Source organism: Nocardia sp. NPDC019219 (genome assembly GCF_040632645.1).
Classification (GTDB): domain Bacteria; phylum Actinomycetota; class Actinomycetes; order Mycobacteriales; family Mycobacteriaceae; genus Nocardia; species Nocardia sputorum.
Genome location: NZ_JBEYCG010000021.1, coordinates 114,960 through 135,593, shown reverse-complemented (window position 1 = coordinate 135,593; position 20,634 = coordinate 114,960). Strand labels below are relative to the sequence as shown.

General features: G+C 69.1%; 22 protein-coding genes. 17 read left to right on the top strand and 5 right to left on the bottom strand.

From position 1 onward, the window contains the following. Positions 1-225: 225 nt before the first annotated feature. Positions 226-468: a hypothetical protein gene (locus ABZ552_RS30695; protein ID WP_159849641.1), complete on the top strand. Its 243-nt coding sequence runs from the start codon at positions 226-228 to the stop codon at positions 466-468. Between the two features lie 10 nt (positions 469-478). On the opposite strand, the gene ABZ552_RS30690 is transcribed toward ABZ552_RS30695, so the two are convergent. After that, positions 479-1,588 carry a lipase family protein gene (locus ABZ552_RS30690; protein ID WP_281918735.1) on the bottom strand — a complete coding sequence of 370 codons (1,110 nt, stop codon included), beginning with the start codon at positions 1,586-1,588 and terminating at the stop codon, positions 479-481. 167 nt (positions 1,589-1,755) lie between these two features. Between ABZ552_RS30690 and ABZ552_RS30685 the strand changes: the two genes are divergently transcribed. The 4 genes from ABZ552_RS30685 to ABZ552_RS30670 all read left to right on the top strand — a co-directional run bounded on the left by ABZ552_RS30685 (position 1,756) and on the right by ABZ552_RS30670 (position 3,852). Then, positions 1,756-2,265: a DUF2599 domain-containing protein gene (locus ABZ552_RS30685; protein WP_281873446.1), complete on the top strand. Its 510-nt coding sequence runs from the start codon at positions 1,756-1,758 to the stop codon at positions 2,263-2,265. 34 nt (positions 2,266-2,299) lie between these two features. Then, a complete protein-coding gene (locus ABZ552_RS30680; RefSeq protein WP_281918737.1) occupies positions 2,300-2,959 on the top strand; it encodes an SDR family oxidoreductase in 660 nt (219 codons plus the stop codon). A gap of 64 nt (positions 2,960-3,023) precedes the next feature. After that, on the top strand, positions 3,024-3,326 hold the full coding sequence (locus ABZ552_RS30675; protein ID WP_281918738.1) for a putative quinol monooxygenase: 303 nt from the start codon (positions 3,024-3,026) through the stop codon (positions 3,324-3,326). Positions 3,327-3,624: 298 nt separating this feature from the next. Beyond that, entirely contained in the window at positions 3,625-3,852 is a 228-nt protein-coding gene (locus ABZ552_RS30670) for a hypothetical protein (RefSeq protein WP_281873447.1), read from the top strand. A 230-nt stretch (positions 3,853-4,082) separates the two neighbouring features. Here ABZ552_RS30670 and ABZ552_RS30665 read toward each other — a convergent pair whose 3' ends face one another. After that, positions 4,083-4,970, bottom strand: coding sequence for a helix-turn-helix transcriptional regulator (locus ABZ552_RS30665; RefSeq protein WP_281918739.1), 888 nt, complete (start codon positions 4,968-4,970; stop codon positions 4,083-4,085). A gap of 90 nt (positions 4,971-5,060) precedes the next feature. Then, positions 5,061-5,282 carry a DUF397 domain-containing protein gene (locus tag ABZ552_RS30660; protein ID WP_063019990.1) on the bottom strand — a complete coding sequence of 74 codons (222 nt, stop codon included), beginning with the start codon at positions 5,280-5,282 and terminating at the stop codon, positions 5,061-5,063. A gap of 326 nt (positions 5,283-5,608) precedes the next feature. Between ABZ552_RS30660 and ABZ552_RS30655 the strand changes: the two genes are divergently transcribed. The 4 genes from ABZ552_RS30655 to ABZ552_RS30640 all read left to right on the top strand — a co-directional run bounded on the left by ABZ552_RS30655 (position 5,609) and on the right by ABZ552_RS30640 (position 8,906). Next, positions 5,609-6,406 (top strand): SAM-dependent methyltransferase, encoded by a 798-nt coding sequence (locus ABZ552_RS30655; RefSeq protein WP_281873452.1) that lies wholly within the window; start codon positions 5,609-5,611, stop codon positions 6,404-6,406. Between the two features lie 223 nt (positions 6,407-6,629). Continuing rightward, positions 6,630-6,866 (top strand): hypothetical protein, encoded by a 237-nt coding sequence (locus ABZ552_RS30650; protein WP_281873454.1) that lies wholly within the window; start codon positions 6,630-6,632, stop codon positions 6,864-6,866. 240 nt (positions 6,867-7,106) lie between these two features. Next, positions 7,107-8,369 (top strand): helix-turn-helix domain-containing protein, encoded by a 1,263-nt coding sequence (locus tag ABZ552_RS30645; protein WP_281873456.1) that lies wholly within the window; start codon positions 7,107-7,109, stop codon positions 8,367-8,369. A 102-nt stretch (positions 8,370-8,471) separates the two neighbouring features. Continuing rightward, positions 8,472-8,906 carry a CBS domain-containing protein gene (locus ABZ552_RS30640; RefSeq protein WP_281873458.1) on the top strand — a complete coding sequence of 145 codons (435 nt, stop codon included), beginning with the start codon at positions 8,472-8,474 and terminating at the stop codon, positions 8,904-8,906. Here ABZ552_RS30640 and ABZ552_RS30635 read toward each other — a convergent pair. Continuing rightward, complete coding sequence (locus ABZ552_RS30635) at positions 8,903-9,334, bottom strand: pyridoxamine 5'-phosphate oxidase family protein (protein WP_281873460.1); 432 nt, start codon at positions 9,332-9,334, stop codon at positions 8,903-8,905. The genes ABZ552_RS30640 and ABZ552_RS30635 overlap by 4 nt on opposite strands. Positions 9,335-9,471: 137 nt before the next feature. On the opposite strand from ABZ552_RS30635, the gene ABZ552_RS30630 reads away from it, so the two are divergent. The 5 genes from ABZ552_RS30630 (at position 9,472) to ABZ552_RS30610 (ending at position 15,625) form a co-directional block, all read left to right on the top strand. After that, positions 9,472-10,719: an aminotransferase class V-fold PLP-dependent enzyme gene (locus tag ABZ552_RS30630; protein WP_281873462.1), complete on the top strand. Its 1,248-nt coding sequence runs from the start codon at positions 9,472-9,474 to the stop codon at positions 10,717-10,719. Then, positions 10,716-12,002, top strand: a complete 1,287-nt coding sequence (locus tag ABZ552_RS30625; protein ID WP_357441442.1) for a heavy-metal-associated domain-containing protein — start codon at positions 10,716-10,718, stop codon at positions 12,000-12,002. The genes ABZ552_RS30630 and ABZ552_RS30625 overlap by 4 nt, the downstream gene beginning before the upstream one ends. Then, positions 11,999-13,480 carry a decarboxylase gene (locus ABZ552_RS30620; protein ID WP_357441440.1) on the top strand — a complete coding sequence of 494 codons (1,482 nt, stop codon included), beginning with the start codon at positions 11,999-12,001 and terminating at the stop codon, positions 13,478-13,480. The genes ABZ552_RS30625 and ABZ552_RS30620 overlap by 4 nt, the downstream gene beginning before the upstream one ends. Next, positions 13,481-14,806, top strand: a complete 1,326-nt coding sequence (locus ABZ552_RS30615; protein WP_281873468.1) for a pyridoxal-phosphate dependent enzyme — start codon at positions 13,481-13,483, stop codon at positions 14,804-14,806. 189 nt (positions 14,807-14,995) lie between these two features. Next, entirely contained in the window at positions 14,996-15,625 is a 630-nt protein-coding gene (locus ABZ552_RS30610; RefSeq protein ID WP_281873470.1) for a TetR/AcrR family transcriptional regulator, read from the top strand. 24 nt (positions 15,626-15,649) lie between these two features. Here ABZ552_RS30610 and ABZ552_RS30605 read toward each other — a convergent pair whose 3' ends face one another. Continuing rightward, complete coding sequence (locus tag ABZ552_RS30605; RefSeq protein WP_281873471.1) at positions 15,650-18,676, bottom strand: tetratricopeptide repeat protein; 3,027 nt, start codon at positions 18,674-18,676, stop codon at positions 15,650-15,652. A gap of 108 nt (positions 18,677-18,784) precedes the next feature. On the opposite strand from ABZ552_RS30605, the gene ABZ552_RS30600 reads away from it, so the two are divergent. The 3 genes from ABZ552_RS30600 to ABZ552_RS30590 are packed head-to-tail and all read left to right on the top strand — an operon-like array spanning position 18,785 to position 20,572. After that, positions 18,785-19,018 carry a hypothetical protein gene (locus ABZ552_RS30600; RefSeq protein WP_063020111.1) on the top strand — a complete coding sequence of 78 codons (234 nt, stop codon included), beginning with the start codon at positions 18,785-18,787 and terminating at the stop codon, positions 19,016-19,018. Between the two features lie 19 nt (positions 19,019-19,037). Continuing rightward, positions 19,038-20,138, top strand: a complete 1,101-nt coding sequence (locus tag ABZ552_RS30595) for an SPFH domain-containing protein (RefSeq protein ID WP_281873475.1) — start codon at positions 19,038-19,040, stop codon at positions 20,136-20,138. A 32-nt stretch (positions 20,139-20,170) separates the two neighbouring features. Beyond that, entirely contained in the window at positions 20,171-20,572 is a 402-nt protein-coding gene (locus ABZ552_RS30590; RefSeq protein WP_159849674.1) for a cold shock domain-containing protein, read from the top strand. Positions 20,573-20,634 lie beyond the last annotated feature (62 nt).

Genomic DNA, 20,634 nt, shown 5'->3' with positions numbered 1-20,634 from the left:
CACCGCACCGGAACACCGCCCGCCGCGAACATGTTGACAATTCACAACTTTCGAGCGCCCGGACGGTGCCGGCCGTGCGCCTCGGCTGGTGACTGTACCCCACGGCGCGAGGTCCGTTCTGTGACATTTCCAGCCGATAACCTGGAACATGTTCTCAGCAGTGGCGGCCCCTTACCGTCAGACCTACCGGCGCGGCTGCCGCACCGGCAGGAAGGAGACGGTGGCATGGACGGCACTGCGCGCAGACTCGCCGACCGCGACGACATCCTGGATCCGCCGAACCAGCGGATCACCGTCTACTTCGACGGTCCCACCCCCGAGGACGCGCTGGTCCTCGAATACGCGGCGACCAGGACCGAGGCATGGGAGTTCACCTCGGCCGCTGCCCACGCCGGGCTCACCGTCACCGTCGACGGCCAGGTTCGTCCCGGCCTGCGCAGGCTACCGTGCCGATCGCTCTGGCGCTGAGTGAGCGGACTCAGGGCCGGTCGAGCACAGCCTGGAGGAACGCGAGCGCGTCGGGGAACGCTTCCCGCGCCGCACCCAGATGATCGCCGGGATACCAGCCCACCCGCAGATCGGTGCCGGAGGAGCGCAGTTCCGCGATCAGCTCGAGCGTCAGGGGCGCGGGCACTTCCAGATCGGTGAGGCCTTGACCGAGATACAGCGGCACGGTGTAGCCGCTCGTCGGCACCTTCAACATCGCGCGCACCGCGGCCAGCAGGGCGGGGTCGTCCAGCGGCCGCGACAGCATGGCGCCGATGCCGATCCCGGACACCTGGGCGTCCGCCTCGGTGGCGCAGTCCTGCTCCACGACGCGCAGCACGTCCCGGCCCACCGGCGTCAGATAGCTGTCGATGTCCAGCTCGGGCGCGCCGGCCCGCAATCCGGCCAGCAGCATGGCGAAGTAAGTCGTCGTCTTCTGCAACGGCAGCCGCGGCAACCAGGGGCCGGCCAGCGGGAACACCGCGTCCAGATTCGACGGCGTGCCGGTCGCGGCAGCACCGCGCAGATCGAGTTCCGGGGCGTCGCCGGGTGCGAGGTGGGCAGTGAACAACGCCGCGTGCCCACCCTGCGACTGACCGAACACCGCCCAGCGCGTACCCAGTGTGGGGGCGACCGCCCGCGCGGCGCGCACGCCGTCGATGATGCTGCGGGCCTGGGCGGGGCCGTCCAGATAGGGATGCACGCCGGGGGTGCCGAGTCCGACATAGTCGGAGATCACGACCGCGTATCCGGCGCGCAGCAGGTCCGGGTACACCGATGTCAGGTAGTAGTCCCGTGGTCGCAGCGTGAACGCGCATTCGTCGGCGATCCCGGAGGTGCCGTGCGCGTAGGCGACGATCGGCCAACCGCCCTCCGGCGGAGTGCCTTCGGGCAGGTACAGCACCCCGGTGCTCTGCATCGGCCCGCGCGGGCCACGCGACCAATACGTCAGCCGTTCGGCGGTCGTGGCCCCCTCCACATGCAGCCGCCCCGCCAGCTCCATCAGATCCGTCACGGTGCCGGGCGCTTCGCCCACCCGGGCGCCCGCGGGCCCGGCCAAGGCGACCGTCACCGAGACCACGACGCCTGCCGCCCCCACCATGATCCGTCCACATCGCACCGACCGACTATCCCCACCCCGGGCCCCACCGGCAAGCCACCACAATCGGTGGCCTCGCCGGGGGGAACCTCGCCGCGGCGGCGCGGGCTCGCTAGGCTCGGATGAGCACGCCGGAAAGCGGTGCCGAGGAGAACACAGGAGGTTCGACCGTGGCGCAGCGGTACCCGCAGGGCCTCCGCACCCGGCGGCGCGCGGCCGTTCTGCTCGCGGCCGGCCTGCTACCCGCGACGGTCGCCTGCGGAGCCGACGCGTCCGGGCCTCCGGCGGGCCCGACGACCACGACCTCCAGCGCGGCGCTGTCGCCGGTCTCCACGCCACTGGCCGCCATCCCGTCCGTCGACCCCTACGCGGGGCAGCCGCTGATCGATCACGTCACCTGGACCGAGACGATCGACGGGCCGCGACTGCTCGTCTTTCCCACGCAGGCCGGTCGGCGGACCACCTTTCCCGGCTCGGACGAACGGGCGTGGCAGGAGGTCGTCGACCGGTCGGCGGACGCCGAGGCTCCCGGCATGCGCGATCAGTTCGTCTGCCATTGGGCGTGGGCGCGGCTGGTCCAGCCGGACAAGCCGAGCTGGAACCTGGAACCGTGGCGCCCTGCGGTCGGCTACCAGGCCACCGTCGAGGCGCGCTGTAATCCCGGCGGCCCCGAGCGCTGAGCGCGGGCGCCGCCCCGACCGGAAGGAGCGATCCATGCGCGTCGTCATCGCAGGCGGACATGGGAAGATCGCCTTGCTGCTGGCCCCCTCGCTCACCGGGAGCGGCCACGAGGTCGCCGCCCTGATCCGCAATCCCGAGCACGCGGACGACGTGCGCGCCACCGGTGCCGAGCCGGTGCTGTGCGATCTGGAGAATGCGGGCGCCGACGAAGTGGCGGACGTGGTAAAAGGCTGCGACGCGGCGATTTTCGCCGCGGGCGCCGGGCAGGGCAGCGGTGCCGACCGCAAATACACCGTCGACCTGGGCGGCTCCGTCCGGCTGGCCGAGACGGCGGAGCGAACCGGGGTGCGCCGCTTCTTGCAGATCTCCACGATGGGCGCAGGCCGGCCCCCCGCTCCCGGTACCGACGAGGTGTGGGCCGCGTATATCGACGCCAAGACGCAAGCCGAAAACGACGTGCGGAGCCGGGATCTCGACTGGACCATCCTGCGGCCCGGCCGGCTGATCGACTCCCCTGGCACCGGGCTGGTGACGCTCGCCCCGCCCCCGGTCGGGCGCAGCGATGTCCCCCGCGCCGATGTCGCGGCGGTACTGGCCGGACTGCTGCCCGCCGTGCACACCTCCGGGCAGACCCTCGAACTTGTTTCGGGTCACACCCCGATTAGCCAGGCAATTGCGCAACTGGCCGACTGAGGCGCCGCGCAGCCCGTTACCACCCTTGCCGATCGACCGCAACGGTCACGATGGGAGAACAACCGTGTTCAGTCGAATCGTCTCGATGAAGATCCGCCCCGGCTCCCGCGCCGAGTTCCTGGCGGCCATATCCCGCAGCGCCGACGCCTCCGTACGGACCGAGCCCGGCTGTCTGCGCTTCGACGTCTGCGCAGATCGGGTGGACCCGCACCGCTTCTTCCTGTACCAGCTCTACACCGACGACGAGGCGGCGGAAGCGCATCGTTTCACCGAACATTTCCTCGCCTGGCGGGCCGCGGCGGACCAATTCGTCGAGCCCGGTACACAGATCGACTACAGCACGGACGTTCTCTTCGGCCGCGACTGAATATCCCGCGGCGGGCACCGCATCCGCAAACTTCCGGCCGCGAAATACGGCCTGCGCACGTGCAATCGATCGTGCAGATGTGCTTGCATGTGAAAGGTACAGCGGCATAAACTCGGTCCCGCAACGCTTTACAGGGGACCACCAGGGGAGGCCGCGTGGGCGAGCCGAAGGCCGAAGCCGCCATGGGTTTGCCGCCGCCAGACAAAGCAGGGGCGTTCGAATGGAACATCCACTTACCGGCGGTCGGTTCGGATCAACCGACACCGCACTGGCCGACCAGCCAGCGAACGGTAGACATATGAGCACATTACCGGCCCACAGCGGCCACACCGATACCGAATATTCCCGGGAAACCGCCGTGGCATACGTCATCGATGCCGTCGAATCCACCGGGGCGGCCACTCGGCACGATTTCGATATCGACCGGATCGTCACCACCGCGCACGCGATGGCCGACGACTGGGATTTCGAGGCATTGCAACCCGCTACATTCTGGCGAATCGCCTCCAGTTTCATCAAGCAGTAGACCGTCCCGCCGTCCGAGTCCGGCGGGGTCACTTAACACTTTGTGCCACGAGCACATTCTCCGCGTCATCCGACGCCGGTGGACAGCCACCACCATGCCGCCGACGTCGGGCGCCGACCGGAAAACCAGTATTTCCGGCGGTTACCCGCCGCCGAGCGATTAGACAGCAAAGTAAACCGAGCGGCCCCCTCCGATATCGGAGGGGGCCGCTCGGTTCGTATCACGCGATCTCAGTGCCCGTCGGCGTACTTCTGCATGATCTCGATCGACTTTTCCGGACGCTCGGCCTGCACGCTGAGCCGGTCCATCACCGACAGGTACAGCGCCAGATCCTGCCTCCGCTCGAGATACAGCGCGCTGGTCAATTGTTCGAGGTACACGATGTCCGGCAGTTCCTGCTCGGCGAAGCGCAGGATGCTGAAAGAACTCCCCGCCGCGGCGTGCTCACCCGCGGTGAACGGCAGCACCTGGATCGTCACGTTCGGGAGCTTCGCCAGCCGGACCAGGTGCAGCATCTGCTCTCGATGCACCTGCGGGCCGCCGACGGGCCGCACCAGCGCGGCTTCGTCGAGCACCGCCCAGACCACCGGCGGGTCCGGGCGGAAGAGGATCTCCTGCCTGCGCTGACGTACCGCGACCCGCCGATCCATGTCGCCGTCCTCGTACCCGAGCGCCACGACGGCCCTGGCGTATTCGGGTGTTTGCAGCAGGCCGGGAACAAGATGCGACTCGTAGGTGCGGATCTTGCTCGCGGCCTGCTCCAGACCCAGGTAAGTACCGAACCAGTGGGGCAGCAAGTCGCTGTAGCGATGCCACCAGCCGGGCTCGTTGGCCTGCCTGGCCAGTTCGAGGAACGACTCGCGCTCCTCCGGATCGTGGACGCCGTACAGGGTCAGCAGGTCGCGGATGTCACGTTCTTTGAAGCCGGTACGGCCCAGTTCGAGACGACTGATCTTGGCGTGCGATCCGCGGATCGCCTCGCCTGCCGCCTCGCGGGTGATGTTCTTCTTCTCCCGGAGCTTGCGCAGCTGGCCGCCCAATGCGATGCGTAGCACGGTCGGACCACGTTCCGCGACAACGGATTGCACATGACCATCGTCATCGGGTTCAGCGATCATCGAGTTCGTCTCCGATACTCCGGGGGTTGCCCACAGTGTGTCACAACCACCTGTTGCGAAACACACCGCACCGACCGCCAATGTTACCGCTCAGCTAGTCAAATAGTCGAACTCCCCGGCCTTCGCGCCACGGACGAACGCATCGATCTCCGGACGGGTGTAGATCAGGACCCCGCCTTCCGGGTCCCGCGAGTTACGCACTGCTACCTGGCCGTTGGCCGTTTCGGCCACCTCGACGCAGTTGCCGCTCGCATTACTGAAGGAACTCTTGCGCCAAGTTCCGACGATCTCGTTGGTGGATGTATCCGACATCTTCCCCACTCCTCGGTTACCGCAGTTAGGCGATTCGGTTCGTGCAGATGCACGTTCAAACGTTCTTGCATCTGCACCAACACCGGACGATAGCACGAAGTTCGCCCTCCGTGCGGCCGCCGATCACGACCGGCGGGCCGAGGATGTGAAACACGCCCGCCTCGCCTGGAGAACACCGAGATCAGCTCACCGATCCAGCCCGCTGGACACGAGTGAATCTTGTACTGTCACAGTGCACATCGGATGTACCAGTCATTCGCGACGCACCCACGCACCCACCAGCACGGCAGTGTCGCGGACACATTTTTGCCGAGGAGTACAACCCCATGCCCGAAGACCACAGCCCTCTCATCCGGACCGACATCCCCCACTCCGCGCGCATCTGGAACTACTGGATGGGCGGCAAGGACTACTACGAGATCGACCGCATCGCAGGCGATGCCGGCATCGAAGTCGATCCGGACATCACCACCATGGCCGTACAGTCGCGCCAGTTCCTGATCCGCGCCGTGCGCTACCTCGCCGGCGAGGTCGGCATCCGCCAGTTCCTCGATATCGGGACCGGCCTGCCCACCATGCAGAACACCCACGAGGTCGCCCAGAGCGTGGCGCCGGAGTCCCGGATCGTCTACGTGGACAACGACCCCTTGGTGCTCACGCACGCGCGTGCGCTGCTCACCTCCACCACACCGGAAGGCGTCACCACCTACATCGACGCCGACTACCACGATCCCGAGCGGATCATCAACGACGCCAAGCACGTGCTGAACTTCAACGAGCCGATCGCCGTGATGTTCATGGGCGTGCTCGGCCACGCCAAGAGCTACGACGAACTGCTGCGGATCGTGCACACGGTGCTCGACGCCGTGCCCTCGGGCAGCCATCTGGTGATGTGGGACGGCACCGACGACAGCAAGGCGTACGTCACCCTGTGCGAGAACTACACCGGCACCGGCGGCACTCCTTATGTCCCCCGCCCGCAAGCGCAGATCAAGGCGGTCTTCGACGGCCTGGAGCTGGTGGAGCCGGGCTTCGTGTCCATCACGCAGTGGCGCGCGGGCGACGCGGAGGTGGGCGAGTCCCGGCCGATCTCCGCCTACGGCGCGGTCGCTCGCAAGCCGTAAGGCCCCTGGACACCAAACCGCAAGCGGCACAGCGGCGGTCGCCGGTCTCGCACCGGCGACCGCCGCCGCGTTTTCTAGCGGCCGATCGTGCAGATGTACTTGCATTTGCAAGCGACGGAGGCATAGACTCGAACTCGAAATCGGGGAGGTACGCAGGGAGTTCGAGCTTGCGTCGCCAGCACGTCGACCTCCTCGCCGCACGTCGGACGCGAGGGGTTGTCGAATGATCGAGCCATTTCGAACTTCCCCCCGGGTTGCCGTCATCGATGGCGGCGGCGCCGAACCTTTGCGCCAGTACCCGGCACCGGAGTTCGCCATGTCCGATTGCGGGGTCGAGCCCCGCGGCCTCACCTACCGGCAGGCGCGCGACATTCTCTCCGCGCACGAGGTCCACGGCCCGCAGTGCAGGCAATGGCTGGCGGCCGCCGCCTACTTGTCAGCCGGGCTGGACGACGAGTAGATCCACCCTTCGCTCGGCACAGAAGCATTCGGCGCAGCGCACATCCCCTTCATCGCAGTGACGGGACCGCGACATTTCGCCCCCTCGGCAGCTGCGCGAATCAGCTCGGTCGCGGCAAAGCGCCGAGTGCCGGACGATCTCACAGATCGCTCCCCCTGCACACGCCCCTTTCGTATAGTGATCGATCGACCCGGGCGCGATATCTCGCACGCCTGGCGTGGCATTGGGAGCGAACTCGTAATGACCTACTCCGCGTTGGATCTGTCCACCGACTCGTCCGACCCGGTGCTGGAAATCGGCGGACAGCCGGCTTCGGTGCCCCTGCAGAACACCGACAGCGTGGCCTCGCACATGGTCGGATACTTCGAGAACGTCATGGCTCCCTGCCGCACCCTGCCCGGCGAGCAATTACGCGGGGACGTCACGAAACTCACCCGCAGCTGCCTGAACCTCGCCGCCGAGATGTTCGACCGCCGCACCGTGCCGGACGAACGCCAGCTCGGCCCGGTACGCGCGGCGGCCGCCCGCTGGGCGCGGGAAGGCGTGCCGCTGAGCACCATCCTGCGCGCCTACCACGAAGGGCTGCGCATGGCCTTCGGTCTGGTCACCGCGCCGGCCGAGGCCGACGACGTGGAGGAGGTCCTGGTCGCCGCCGATCTACTGCTCGAACTGCTCGAGGCGATCACCGCGGCGGTGTCCGACGCCTACGTCGACGAGCAGCACCTGGTCGCCAAGGAGCACCAGACGGCGGCGCAGACGCTCGCCTCGGCGCTGCTCAGCGGTCGCGGCAGCTCGGCTCTGGCACGGCAGACCGGCATCCCGATCGCGGAGTCCTATCAGGTTGTCGCCCTGTCCATTCCGGAGCATCCGGACGAACGCGACCCGCGCGTCGACGGAAACGTCGCGGCACGCCGCAAGTTGCGGCGGCTGCAGTCCGAGCTGGCCACCGTGTTCGCCTCCCGCGCGCTCGCCCTGCTCAGCGCCAAGGGCGGCACACTGCTCATCCCGCTGGGCGAGGAGGCCGAGACCACCCTCACGGCCGCGACGCTCGAGCTGCTGGCCGACGCCGCCGAGGTCCCGCTCACCGCGACCGTCGTGCCGACCGACACCGATCAGATCCCCGAATCCGCCGACCAGGCGCACGAGCTGCTCAACCTCGTGCGCGTCGGCGTCCGGCCACCCGGTCTCTACCAGATGTCGGATCTGGCGGTGGAATACCAGCTCACCCGCAGCGGCCCGGCCACCCGGCGGATCGCGACCATCCTCGACCCGCTCGACGCCCATCCCGAGCTGTTCGACACCATGCGCGCGTATCTCGGCAACGACATGAACCGGCAGCTCACCGCCCGCCAGCTCTACGTGCACCCGAACACCGTCGACTACCGCCTGCGCCGCATCGCCCAATTGACCTCGATCGATCTGGCGACCTCGGCGGGCATCTCCCAGGCGGCGATCGCCCTGCTGGCCCGGGATCTGGACCGCAGTGTCGCGCGCCGCCTCTGACCTCCGCCCCGTGACCGAACCGCGACCTGTAACGGATTCGTGCTGGTCACCGGAGCGCTGACTTGCGATCCTGGTAGTGCCGCGACGTCTGGATGGTGAAATATGCGAATTTCGGAGATCCTGCGCAGGAAGGGCAGCGACGTGGCCACGGTCGCGCCCGAGACTACGGTACGCGCGCTGCTGGCCACCCTGGCCGAGCGGAACATCGGCGCGGTCGTCGTCTCTCCCGATGGGGCCACGATCGCGGGCATCGTCTCCGAGCGCGACGTGGTGCGCAGTCTGCACGCCCGCGGCGCGGAGCTGCTGGACACGCCGGTCTCGGCGATCATGACCGCCGCGGTGCGCACCTGCGCGCCGGAGGACCGGGTCGACGGACTGCGCCGCACCATGACCGAGCACCGCATCCGGCATCTGCCGGTCGTGGACGCGGGCAGGCTGGTCGGCATCGTCAGCATCGGCGACGTGGTCAAGAGCGCGATCTCCGAATTGGCGACCGAGCGCGAACACCTCGTCGACTACCTGCAGGGCAGGTACTAGAGCGTGCTCGGGTCGCCCAGATCGGCCGACAGCCAGTGCTCCGGCCGCAGGTAGACGGCGACCTGCTCACCGTAGGCCTCGGCCGCCTTCAGGTAGGCGTCCACCGATTCGGCCGGCAGGTACCGCGCGGCCATCTCGCGGTGCAGCTCCTCGGTCATCGGGGCGGTCCGGACGACCGGGCCCTCCACGCTCACGTACCGCACCGTGGGCTCGACCTGCTGCACCATCAGACTGAAACGACCGGTCTCCCGGAGGTAGCGCATCTTCTGCGACTCCGGTCCGGTCAGGAGCCATACCTCGCCCCCGGGGCGGTACTGATACCAGATCGGGACGGTGAGCGGGCCGCGGGCGGGGCCGGCGGCCACCGAGAATGCCGCGACATGCGGCTGCGCGAGGAACTCTTGACGCTCTTGCACGGTCAGAGGCATACGTTCCAGGTTAGTCGTGAAAGACCTTGTCCGCGACAAGCGTTCGAAGTCCGTACCGATAATGCGTATCGTGGGTGACGTCCGAGTTACCCGGTGAAGGGAGCGTCACGTTGCGGTCCCCTGCCCCGAGATCGCCGGTGACGCGGACGGCGGAGCCTTCCCGGTTCGCCCCGGCCGCGGTGCGGTCGATGTTCCCGGCGCTGGCCGGCGCCGCCGAGGTCTACCTGGACAGCGCCGCCACCACCCAGAAGCCGCTGCCGGTCATCGAGACCATCCACCGCTATCACAGCAACGGCACGGCCAACGTCGGCCGCGGCACCTACCCCTGGGCCACCGGCCTCACCGCGCGGATCGCCCGGATCCGGGAACGCACCGCCGCGTTCATCGGCGCCGAGCACCCGGACGAGGTGGTCTTCACCGCGGGCGCCACCGCCGCGCTCAACGCCGTCGCGCTGTCGTGGGGCCTGGCGGCGCTCGCGGACGGCGACGAGATCTTGTACAACGCAAGCGATCACGCGTCCAACGTCTATCCGTGGCAGCATCTGCGCGGACTGCTCGCCCGCTTCGGCCGACGCATCCACCTGATCCCCTACCGGGTGACCGCCGCCGGCGAGGCGGACACCGACGACATCCTCGCCAAGATCACCCCGCGCACCCGGCTGATCACGACCGGGCACCTGCATCACGTCTTCGGCGGCCTCAGCACGCTGGAGGAATTGCGCGGCCGGATCGACCCCGCCATCCTGTTGTGCTTCGACTGCTCGCAGAGCGGCGGGCATCTCCCGGTCGACGTGACCGCGCTGGGCGCGGATTTCGCCGTCTTCGCCGCGCACAAGATGTTCGGTGCGCCGGGCACCGGCATCCTGTACTGCCACCGGCGCGTGCACGACCGATTGGCGCCGTTCCTGCCCGGCGGCAATTCCGGCGTCGAGCCGGATCCGGACGGATTGCGGCCGGGGCCGATGCCCGCGCTGCTGGAAGGCGGCACGCCCGACATCCCCGGCATCCTCGCCCTCGGCAGTGCCATGGACGTACTGGAATCCTTCGGCCTCGACGTCGTCGCCGCGCACAACCGCGCCCTGACCCTGCGCCTGATCGAGGGATTGCGGCCGGTCCCCGGCCTGGAGTTCCTGCCAGGCCCGGCGCACGCGACGTGCGAGGTCGGCTACGGCATCGTCTCCTTCACCCTGGACGGGATCTCGGCCACCGACGCGGGATTCGTCCTCAGCGAACTGGGTTTCCTGGTGCGCACCGGCGCGCACTGCGTCCCCGCCGATACCGACGACGCGGGCTCGGTGCGGGTCAGCACGCACATCTACAACACGCCCGACGAGATCGACCGATTCGTCGCGTGCGTGCGAACCATCGCCGAGGAGGTCACGTGAGCAACGACATCCCCCGCTACGACCGGCGGGCCGCGTCCAGGGTGCTGGCCGACTTGGCGCAGCCGGGGTTGTTCACCGAGCCGGTCCCTCCGCCCCCACATCGCCGATTCGAATTCACCTGTGCCGCTTTGCGACCCGAGCCAGGGAGCCATCTCACCTACTCGCAGCGGCTGTATCTGGAGCGGTTCATGCGCCCGTGCCGCGCGGATCAGGTGACCAGTGCGACGCACCGGATCGCGTGGACCGACAGCGACGGTATCCCGAATACCGGGCACTTCCGCGCCGGCGGGCTGGGCCCGGTGGTGCCGATCGCGATGCGCGAGACCGTCCTGGCCCTGTGGCGCCAGCTGGACACCGACACCACCTTCGCCGCGCGGATCGCGGCACTCGGAGCGGACGAACGCGCCGTTCTGGCGGGCACGACCACCGACCACGATCCACGCGACATCTTCCGGGTCGGCATCGAGGCGGCGGGACGCGTGCTTGCCCAGCACGCGCTGCTGGCCGGCCAGACCCCGCACCGCGATGCCGCCGCGTTCGCCGAGGCCCTGCGCGCGTCCGGGATCTTCGCCGCGGTGGCCACGCGATGGTTCTGGGAGTTGCAGGCCTCGACCTATCGGCGGGGCATGATCCCGGTGACCCTCGCCGCGCAGCCCGACGGCACGCTGCGCTATTCGGCGGAGACGGTGGCCACCCTGCGCGCGATGAAGGAGGCCACCATCGCCGACGCGCACACCGTGATGGAGCGCGCCACGACCACCGAAGGACTGACGGTCGCCGAGGCGATCGCCAAATACCACGACGATCTCGACCTGATCTCCCGGCAGTACGCGCTGCTGCCCGCGGGCAGCCATCCGGCCTGCCCGGCGGCCACACCCCATCAGCTCGACAACGGGCACTTCAGCATCCTCCCGCTGTTGGTGGACCGATTCGTCGCGACGTTCACCGCGATCGTGGGCCGCTGCGCGGTCGCCGAGGTGAGCGCCGCACTCGACGAAGCCACCGCCGACCGGGCCGCCACCGCCGAGGATCAGGTGTTCTACGTCCCCGATATGACCTGCAAGCACTGCGTCCGCACGATCGGCGGAGTGCTGGAGTCGATGGACATCCGCGTGGTCGAGATCGACCTGGACAGCAAGCGTGTGGTGGCCGAGTTCCGCAGCCCGCGCAACCGGGCCCGGGCCTTCGAGGCGATCCGGGACGGCGGCTACAACCCGGTCGCGGAACGCCCCGACGACGCGACGCGAGCCGAGGTCACCGAGTCGTCGGAAGCCGTCGTATGACGCCGTGGCCGCCTGCGCTGCCCGCGAAGGTGCATCCGGCCGTCCGTGCCTTTCTCGACACCCCCGGTCTGGCGACAGAGACGCTGACGCGCTTCGGATCCCCGGCGCATCTGGTGTTTCCCGAGGTCTACTCGGAGAATCTGCTGGGTCTGCGCGCGGTGCTGGAGCGACGGGTTCCCGGGCACCGCATCTGCTACGCGCACAAGGTGAATCAGTCCAGCGCGTTCGTCCGCACCGCCGCACGCGAGGGCATCGCCATCGACGTCGCCTCGCCGCACGAACTGACCGGCGCGCTCGCCGCCGGGTTCGGTCCGCCACGCATCGAGGTCACCGGTCCGAAAGGCGAGGCATTCCTGCGCGACCTCGTCGACCGCGGGGTGACCATCAACGTGGACAACCTGTGGGAATTGGGCCGCATCGCGGAACTGGCCGCGCCGGGCGCGGAAGTTCCCGTGCTGCTGCGCCTTTCCGGTTTCGACGCCGGACAGGTGAGCCGGTTCGGAATGCCGCTCGCGCACGTGGGGCAGGCTTTCGATTTGTTGTCGGCACAGCGCGGGCGGGTCGCCTTCCTCGGGTTCGCCTTCCACCTCGACTCCGGTGACCTCGGCGAGCGCGTCCGGGCGATCGACTCCTGCCTGCGATTGATCGAGCGAGCCTACGAGCGCGGGCTCACCCCTTCGGTGCTCGACATCGGCGGCGGGTTCCGGCAGGTGTTCACCGCCGACGCCGAACGGTTCGACGCCTACGTGCTGGCGCTGCGCGAATCGCTGCTCGGCCGCGGCGAGTCGATGAGCTGGGGCAGCAACACCTTCGGCTATCACGTCGCGGGCGGCGCCGTGCACGGCACACCGGTGTTCCACAAGTACGGCAACACCGTCCCCGCCGACCGCATGCTCGCCGATCTGCTCGACGCCCCGCTGGAGCGGCACGGCGGGCGCACGGTGGCGCAGGTGACGGGCGACAATCTGCTGGAGTTGTGGCTGGAGCCGGGCAAGGCGCTGGTCGACCACGCGGGCATCACGCTGGCCACGGTCGAGTTCGTCAAGGAGGTCGCCGACGGCAGCGTGCTGGTGCACGTCGACCTCAGCCGCGATACGGTGACGCCCGCTGATCAAGAGGTCATGGTCGATCCGATCCTCCTGCCGTGCGCGGGCGACGGCCACGCGACCGGCCCGGTCGGCGTCTACCTGGCCGGACGGCTGTGCCTGGAACGCGACCTGATCACCAATCACAAGGTGTGGCTGCCCGCTCGACCCCAGCCGGGGGATACGGTGGTGTTTCCCAATACCGCCGCCTACCACATGGACCTGTCCGCGGCGACGGCCTCCATGCATCCGCTCCTGGCGAAATTCGCGGTCACCCGGGGGCCGGACGGATTCCGGATCGTCCCCGACGCGGAGTACGAACCCGACTTCCCCGTCGCGCCGCACGCCGCCCATGCTGCCACCGGCCCGATCCGATCCGTCGAGGCGCACTGAATGCGATACGACCACATCACCGAACTCATCGGCAACACCCCGCTGCTGCGGCTCGATCCCGCGGTGCACGGACTGCCGAACGTCGAGCTGTACGCGAAACTGGAGTCGCACAACCCTTTCGGCTCGGTCAAGGACCGGGTGGCCTGGGCGATGCTGCGCGATGACCTCGCGGAGATCCGCGCGGGCGGGCAGACACTCATCGAAGCGTCCAGTGGGAACACGGCCAAAGCGCTGCGCGTCCTCGGCGCGGTGTACGGCATCGACCTGCGCGCGGTCACCAACCGCATCAAGGTGAGCGAAGTCCGTGATCTGTTGCAGCTGTTGGGGACCGAGATCGTCGAACTGCCCGGGCTGTCCGAGTGCCCCGACCCGACCACGCCGAACGACGTCTACTCGGTGATCGAGTCGACCATGGCGCAACAGCCCGGCGCGTACCGGCATCTGTCGCAGTACACCAACGAGAAGAATATCGAGGCGCACCATTACGGCACCGGACGCGAGATCCACGAGGACCTGGCCGCCGACGGCATCACCAGGATCGACTATCTGATCGGCGGGCTCGGCACCACCGGCTCCACCAGGGGGACCGCCACCTACCTGCGCAAGCACAATCCCGAAATGCGCACTGTCGCCGTGGTTTCGGAGCGGTCCGACTTCGTTCCCGGCATCCGGTCGGAGACCGAGATGTGGGACGTGGGGCTGTTCCAGCCCGACTTCTACGACCGGATCGTCACCGTGTCGGCGGGCGATGCCGTGGACGCGACGCTACGCCTGGCCACCGGGTACGGCGTGCTGGCCGGACCGACCAGCGGGGCGGGCTACGCCGCCGCGCTGGAGACGCTCGCCGCGCTGGATCTGTCCGCGATCGATCCGGACGACCCGATCGTCGCGGTGTTCATCGTCTGCGATCGGCTCGAGCCCTACCTGTCCTACATCAAGAAGCGCAGACCGGAATTGTTCGGCCGCGCCGAGCGCGACGCGGCGCCGACCGAGGCCGAGCTGGCCGCGGTGCCGCGGCTGTCGCCCGAGCAGCTCGACGAACTGGACCGGACCGGCCGGCCGACCATCGTGGACAGCCGTGGCGCGATGGCCTACCGGATCGGGCATGTGCCCGGCGCGTTGAACATCCGCGACGACCAGCTCGACGACATGTTCGGTCACGGCATCCCGTTCCCGCGCTCGCGCCCCGTCGTCTTCGTCTGCCCCGTCGGGGAGCTGTCGGTGCGGTTCGCCGCACGCGCCCGCCGAGCCGGATACGACGCCGCGAGTCTGGCCGGGGGCGTCGTCGCCTGGCGCGACGCGGGACTGCCGCTGGAACGAGGTTGACGCCGGGATGTGCCGTCAGGTCCCCGGCTCGGCGGGAAAGCCCGACAGCAACGGAGCGACCGGACCGCGATAGCCGGTGGCGAGCAACCGGCGATTACCACACCGTGACGGCGCGGGATCCATTTCGGCACGACCCCGGGGGCCGGAGCGGGCGGCGTCGGGGGTGCCGCCAGGCATTATCGTGGGGCCGTGCAGACAGGTCAGGAAGCAGACGACGACGGGGGCCCGCGGATCTGGGGTGGGACCACGCTCACCGAGCGCAGGGAGACGCGGCGGGCGACGCTGCTGGAAGCGGCGCTCGACCTGATCGGGGAGTCGGGCGCGAGCGGGGTCACCATGCGGGCGGTGTGCCGCAAGGCCGGCCTCACCGACCGTTACTTCTACGAGAGCTTCGCCAGCCGCGACGAGTTGCTGGACGTGCTCTACCGCCAGGTCGCCGACGAATTCCTGGAGCCCATGACGGCCTTCGCGGCCACCGACGACCCGTCCCGCGACCGCGCGCTGTCGGAGATCCTGGTGGACAAGGTGCTCGCCGACCCGCGCAAATCGCGGCTGTTCCTGGTCGAGCCGTATTCCAGCACCGGACTCGGGCAGACCACCTTCGCGGTGATGCCGGTCTTCACCCGGGTCATGCAGGACCATCTGTTCGGCCACATCGACGACCCGGTCAAGCGCAGGCTGGCGGCCGTGACCATGGCCAGCGGGAACGCGGGCATGTTCTCGGCGTGGCTGAACGGCTCGCTGCGCGCCACCCGCGAGCAGATCATCGAGCACTGCCTCGCGATGCTCACCGTGTATCGCTCGCTCTACCGGTCCTGACTCCCACCGCGCACGGCCGAGCGGTCAGTCCCCGGCCTGGCCGCGCCAGTACGCCAGAGTGTTCTTGGTGCGGATGGTGGCGGCGTGATTGGGGCCCAGCGCACGCAACTCGGCGACCAGCAAGACCTCCAGTTCCGCGACCGCGCGGGTGAGGTCGCCATGCCGGGCGCGACAGCCCGCGAGTTCGTTGCGGGTGGCGAAGGTATCGGGATGATCCGGGCCGAGCACCCGCAACCGGTCGGCGAGCAGTTTCTCCCAGTCGCCGATCGCGCCAGCGAGGTCGCCGCTGTCGGCGCGGTATCCGGCCAACCGCCCGCGGGTGAGCAGCGTGTCGGGGTGGTCCGGGCCGAGCACCCGCAGGCGGTCGGCAAGCAGCCGGGTGAACTCCGCGCCTGCCCCGGCCAGATCCCCGCTGTGCGCGCGGAACGCCGCGAGGTTGTTGCGCGCGCCGAGTGTGTTCGGGTGGTCGGGGCCGAAGACGCGCAGATAGTCGGCCACCAATTGTTCGAACTCGGCGCGGGCGCCGGCGAGATCACCGCTGTCGGCCCGCCAGTACGCCAGGCTGTTGCGGGTGCGCAGGGTGTCCGGATGGTCGGCGCCCAGCACACGGGCCCGGTCGATAAGCAGCCGCTCGAATCGGGTGATCGCCCCGGCGAAATCGCCGACGTCGCCGCGGTTGGACGCCAGATTGTTCCTGGTGCGCAGGGTTTCGGGATGGTCGGGGCCGAGCAGGCGCAGCTGGTCGGTGAGCAGTTGCTCGAATTCCGCGCCTGCGCCGGAGTAATCACCGCAGCGGGCTCGGTAGCCGGCCAGGTTCTCGCGGGTGGCCAAGGTGACCGGGTCGTCGGCACCGAACACCCGCAACCGGTCGGCGAGCAAGTGCTCGAAATCGGCGACGGCGCCGACCAGGTCGCCGCTCTCGGCGCGGTGATAGGCCCGCCGCTGCCGCGTGGTGAAGGTGTCGGGATGGTCCGGCCCCAGCGCCTCGACGAAGTCGGGCGCCCACGCGGCCCACAGATCGCGATCGTCGGCCGACCTGCCGGTTTCCAGTTTCATCAGGAAGTCGATCGCCAAGGCGGAGTCACCGTAGGCCAGGCAGTGGCGCACGGCCGCGCCCCGCGCGTAATCGGCGGCCCGGTCGGTGTCGTCGGCCTGGATCGCCGCGACCAAGGCGCGGTGCGCGTCCGCGATGCGCACGCCGAGACGGTGGCATTCCGCGGCCAGCGCGGCCAGGAACGCGCTGTGGGTCACGCCGAGCGACTCGCGAACGGTACCGGGATGACTGCGGGTGACCAACGCGCCGAGATTCACCGCGATGTCGCGGATCCGGGCGGCGCTCAGGTCGACGCCCAGCGACGACAGCGCCGAGTCCAGCAACTCCAGCGGCAGCACGGGGCCGACACCCGCCGCGACCAGTAGTCCGAGCAGAGCCGCCGTGTCACTCGCGGTCGCGGGGTCCACCCCGCGCAGCGCGGTCTCGACCCGCAGCGCGATGACCCGGTCCAGGCCGATCCCGGAGGCAACCGCGCCGTCGGTCAACCCGGACGCGACCTCCAGCAGGATGCGCGCCACCAGCCAGCCGCCGGAGACCACGCGCGAACCGCTCGCGTCGGTCGGCGTCTCGGCCAGCAGCCGTTGGATCCAGCCGATCCAGTCGACCGGGCCGACCGGCGCCGTTCCGCGCGCCGAGTCCACCACGGCGGCGATGTCGTCGGCCGCCGGTTCGGCGACATCGATGCGGTACATGTGCGCCAGCCCCGGGTCGTCCTCGACGCCGGTCCCGGGCCGGATGCCGACGATCACCCGCACGTGCCGGAGGTCTTCGCGGCGGGTCAGATCGGCGATCGCCGCCACGAGCAACCGCCTGGTCCCCTCCTGCGGCTGATTGAGTCCGTCGAATACGAGCGTGACCCGGCGTCCGGCCGTGGACAGGCGCGCCAGGGGGCGGCGGACCAGGATGTCGAAGATGTCGAACTCGTCGCGGGGCCGATGCGCCCGCGCCGCGCGCGCCGCTTCCGGGAAGCCGGGCAGGCGCGCGTCGAGCTGTGCGGCCAGTTCCGCGGCGACCGACTCCACCGAGCTGTTGACCGTCAGGAACACCGCGGCGGTGATGTAGTCGGGGGTGACGGCGAGCCCGTCGACCAGGCTGGGACGGATCAGCATCGCCAGCAGCGTGGACTTCCCCACGCCCGCCGAGCCAAGCACCGCCCGCAGCCGGTGGCTGCCCGCGTCGACGATCGCGTCCAGATGCTCCCGCACATCGGGCGTCAGCAGCAGGCTCCGGGTGAGCTGGTCGACGAACCCGGCCGCGGAACGCCCGCTCACCGCGTCGCGATGCCGCGCGGTGTTCGGCACCAGCCACAGGCCGGGGTCGACGCCCTGCGTGGTGGACACCGCGCCGGAACTGAAGGACAGATGCTGCGGCTGTTGGTGGGTGCACTGCGCGGCGATCGGATCGACCAGGTCCGACGGCAGCAGGTTCTCGCCGCGCAGCGGCAGGCCCAGGTCGAAGGTGGCCAGCATGGTCCGGGTGAAACATCCGGAGTAGGCGGGCCCGTCACCCGAGGCGACCAGCAGCTCCATCCGGCCGCCCGACTGCGCCAGCAGATCGGTCCACCGGCGCGCGGCCCCCTGCACGCCCTGTCCGGCCTCGCAGGCGTCGACGAGCAGCACCAGCCCGTCCAGCGCGGCGCGGTCGAGCCGCTCGCGGATCTCCTGGGTCAGATGAAAGGCGTTGTGCGAGGTGGGATCCGCGGGGGAATCGTGGCCGAGCAGGTAGAAGTCCTCGGAGGTCGTCGCGACGCCGTGCCCGATGAAGCCGAGCAGCAGGGTCGCCTGCCGCTGCGACGCCGCCTCGAACGCGGCGTCCACGGCGGCGATCAGTTGCGGGACAGTCGGATTGAGCACCGGTCCGTCGAGGTCGATCGCGGGCCGCCAGCCGCCCGCTTCGGTCAGGCTTCCGTACAGACCCTGGGCGAGTTCGTCGGTGAAACCCAATTTCCCCAGCGCTGCGCATTCCGACCCCACCACCAGCGCCAGCCGACCTCCCATGCAAGAAACATACCCGCGCCGTCGCGGCCGTCCTCCCCGGCCGATATCGAAAGACGCTGTGCGGGACGTAGGGTGACGGTCGGGGAGCCGGAAGAAGGAGATCGCGGGATGACCGACCCCGTGGTGGGTTTGACGGGTACGCTCACATCGCCGATCCGAGGTGCCGGGACGCTGAGCGAGGTCCTGGTCGCGATTCGCGGGGGAACCGAGCTGTACATCGCACAGTCCACCGAGCCGATTCCGGCCGGTGCGGCCGTGCTGGTCATCGCGGTCCATCCGGGGCGCGTCGTCGACGTCGTCCCGTGGATTCCGCTCACCCCGGATCCGGCCGGAGAAACCTGAGACAGTAAGGGAGACAGACGTGCTGGGTTACCATGTGCCGGACCCGGACGAGGCGATGCTGGTCAGCGGCGGCAAGAGCCGGGACAACGCGCCGTTCAAGGTGATCATCGGGCGCGGCGCCTGGGTGGTTCCACTGTTCCGCAAGGTGCGCTACCTGTCGCTGGCGATGTTCGAATCCGAGATCAAGGAGCGGTGCGTCACCAAGCAGGCCATCCAGCTCGACGTGCGCGCGGTGATCGCGTTCAAGGTGGCCAACGACACCCAGTCCATCGTGAACGCCGCCCAGCGGTTCCTCTCCGAGCAGGAGCGGGAGATGTCGGTGCTGACCGGGCGCATCTTCTCCGGGCACCTGCGCTCGATCGTCGGCTCGATGACGGTCGAGGAGATCATCCGGGAGCGCCAGAAACTGGCCGACGAAGTGCTCGTCGCGTCGAAAGTGGAGATGAGCAATATCGGCCTGTGGGTGGATTCCTTCCAGATCCAGTCCATCGACGACGGCAACCTCGGCTATATCGCCGCCCTGGCCGCGCCGCACAATGCCGCCGTGCAGCGCGACGCGCAGATCGCGCAATCGCAGGCCGCGCAGGCGGCGGCGCAGGCCGAGCAGGAATCCCAGCGCAGGCAGGCGGAATATCAGCGCGAGACGGCGATCCTGCGCGCGCAATACCAGCGCGATATCGACAAGGCCAACGCCGAGGCCGCGCAGGCGGGCCCGCTCGCCGAGGCGATGGCGCTGCAGGAGGTGCTCACCGCCCAGGCCGAGCAGGCGCGCAAGGAGGCCGAGCTGCGGGAGCAGCAATTGCAGGCCGAGGTCGTGAAACCCGCTCAGGCCGAAGCGGATCGGGTGCGCATCCTGGCCGAGGCGGAGGCCGACCGCACCCGCATCCAGGCCGCGGCGGCCGCGTCGAACAATCGGATCGCGCTGGATCAGTTGTTGATCGAACAACTTCCCGAAATCGTGCGGCAGGCGTCGAACGGGTTGGCGAACGCGAATCTGACCGTGCTGAACGGACCCGACGGAGTGAGCGAACTGGTGAACGGAATGGTCGGTCAGGGACTGACCGTTTTCCATTCGTTGCAAAAGGCTCTTTCCTCCGACGACGGCGAAAACGCGAGTTAAAGTTGCCGGGTAGCGACGGCGACGAGGAGCGGGTGTTGGTGTCCATCGGGAAATTGGTGTCGTTCGACAGCTCTCGCGGATTCGGATTCATTCGGCCGGAGGACGGTGGGCCCGACGTGTTCGTCCACGTCAACGACATCGGCCTGGACGAGGACGAGTTGCGGCAGGGGCGGGTGTTCGAATTCGAGGTGACCGAAGGCGACCGCGGTCCCAAGGCGGTGAATCTCACGGTGGTCGGCGGGTCGCCCGCGCCGCCCGCACGGCACAAGGGAAAGGACCGGACGGGTTCCGGACAGCTCACCGTCGCCGAGCACAAGCGCCTGATCACCGAGCTGCTGTTGGACGCCAGCCCCGCGCTCACCGCGGGCGAGATCCTCACCATTCGCGACCGGCTCACCGCGTTCGCCGACCAGCACGGCTGGCTGGAGAACTGAGCGGCGGGTTCCACGATCCTGTCGGGGCCCACGCCTACGATCGAGCCGCGGCCGCATACCGA

Bases quoted from the DNA above. Each gene is read 5' to 3' on its own strand.
- ABZ552_RS30620 (WP_357441440.1), top strand. From the start codon at position 11,999: ATGACGCCGTGGCCGCCTGCGCTGCCCGCGAAGGTGCATCCGGCCGTC.
- ABZ552_RS30690 (WP_281918735.1), bottom strand. From the start codon at position 1,588: ATGGTGGGGGCGGCAGGCGTCGTGGTCTCGGTGACGGTCGCCTTGGCC.
- ABZ552_RS30600 (WP_063020111.1), top strand. From the start codon at position 18,785: ATGACCGACCCCGTGGTGGGTTTGACGGGTACGCTCACATCGCCGATC.
- ABZ552_RS30695 (WP_159849641.1), top strand. From the start codon at position 226: ATGGACGGCACTGCGCGCAGACTCGCCGACCGCGACGACATCCTGGAT.
- ABZ552_RS30635 (WP_281873460.1), bottom strand. From the start codon at position 9,334: ATGCCTCTGACCGTGCAAGAGCGTCAAGAGTTCCTCGCGCAGCCGCAT.
- ABZ552_RS30680 (WP_281918737.1), top strand. From the start codon at position 2,300: ATGCGCGTCGTCATCGCAGGCGGACATGGGAAGATCGCCTTGCTGCTG.
- ABZ552_RS30605 (WP_281873471.1), bottom strand. From the start codon at position 18,676: ATGGGAGGTCGGCTGGCGCTGGTGGTGGGGTCGGAATGCGCAGCGCTG.
- ABZ552_RS30645 (WP_281873456.1), top strand. From the start codon at position 7,107: ATGACCTACTCCGCGTTGGATCTGTCCACCGACTCGTCCGACCCGGTG.
- ABZ552_RS30670 (WP_281873447.1), top strand. From the start codon at position 3,625: ATGAGCACATTACCGGCCCACAGCGGCCACACCGATACCGAATATTCC.
- ABZ552_RS30650 (WP_281873454.1), top strand. From the start codon at position 6,630: ATGATCGAGCCATTTCGAACTTCCCCCCGGGTTGCCGTCATCGATGGC.
- ABZ552_RS30660 (WP_063019990.1), bottom strand. From the start codon at position 5,282: ATGTCGGATACATCCACCAACGAGATCGTCGGAACTTGGCGCAAGAGT.
- ABZ552_RS30615 (WP_281873468.1), top strand. From the start codon at position 13,481: ATGCGATACGACCACATCACCGAACTCATCGGCAACACCCCGCTGCTG.
- ABZ552_RS30665 (WP_281918739.1), bottom strand. From the start codon at position 4,970: ATGATCGCTGAACCCGATGACGATGGTCATGTGCAATCCGTTGTCGCG.
- ABZ552_RS30640 (WP_281873458.1), top strand. From the start codon at position 8,472: ATGCGAATTTCGGAGATCCTGCGCAGGAAGGGCAGCGACGTGGCCACG.
- ABZ552_RS30655 (WP_281873452.1), top strand. From the start codon at position 5,609: ATGCCCGAAGACCACAGCCCTCTCATCCGGACCGACATCCCCCACTCC.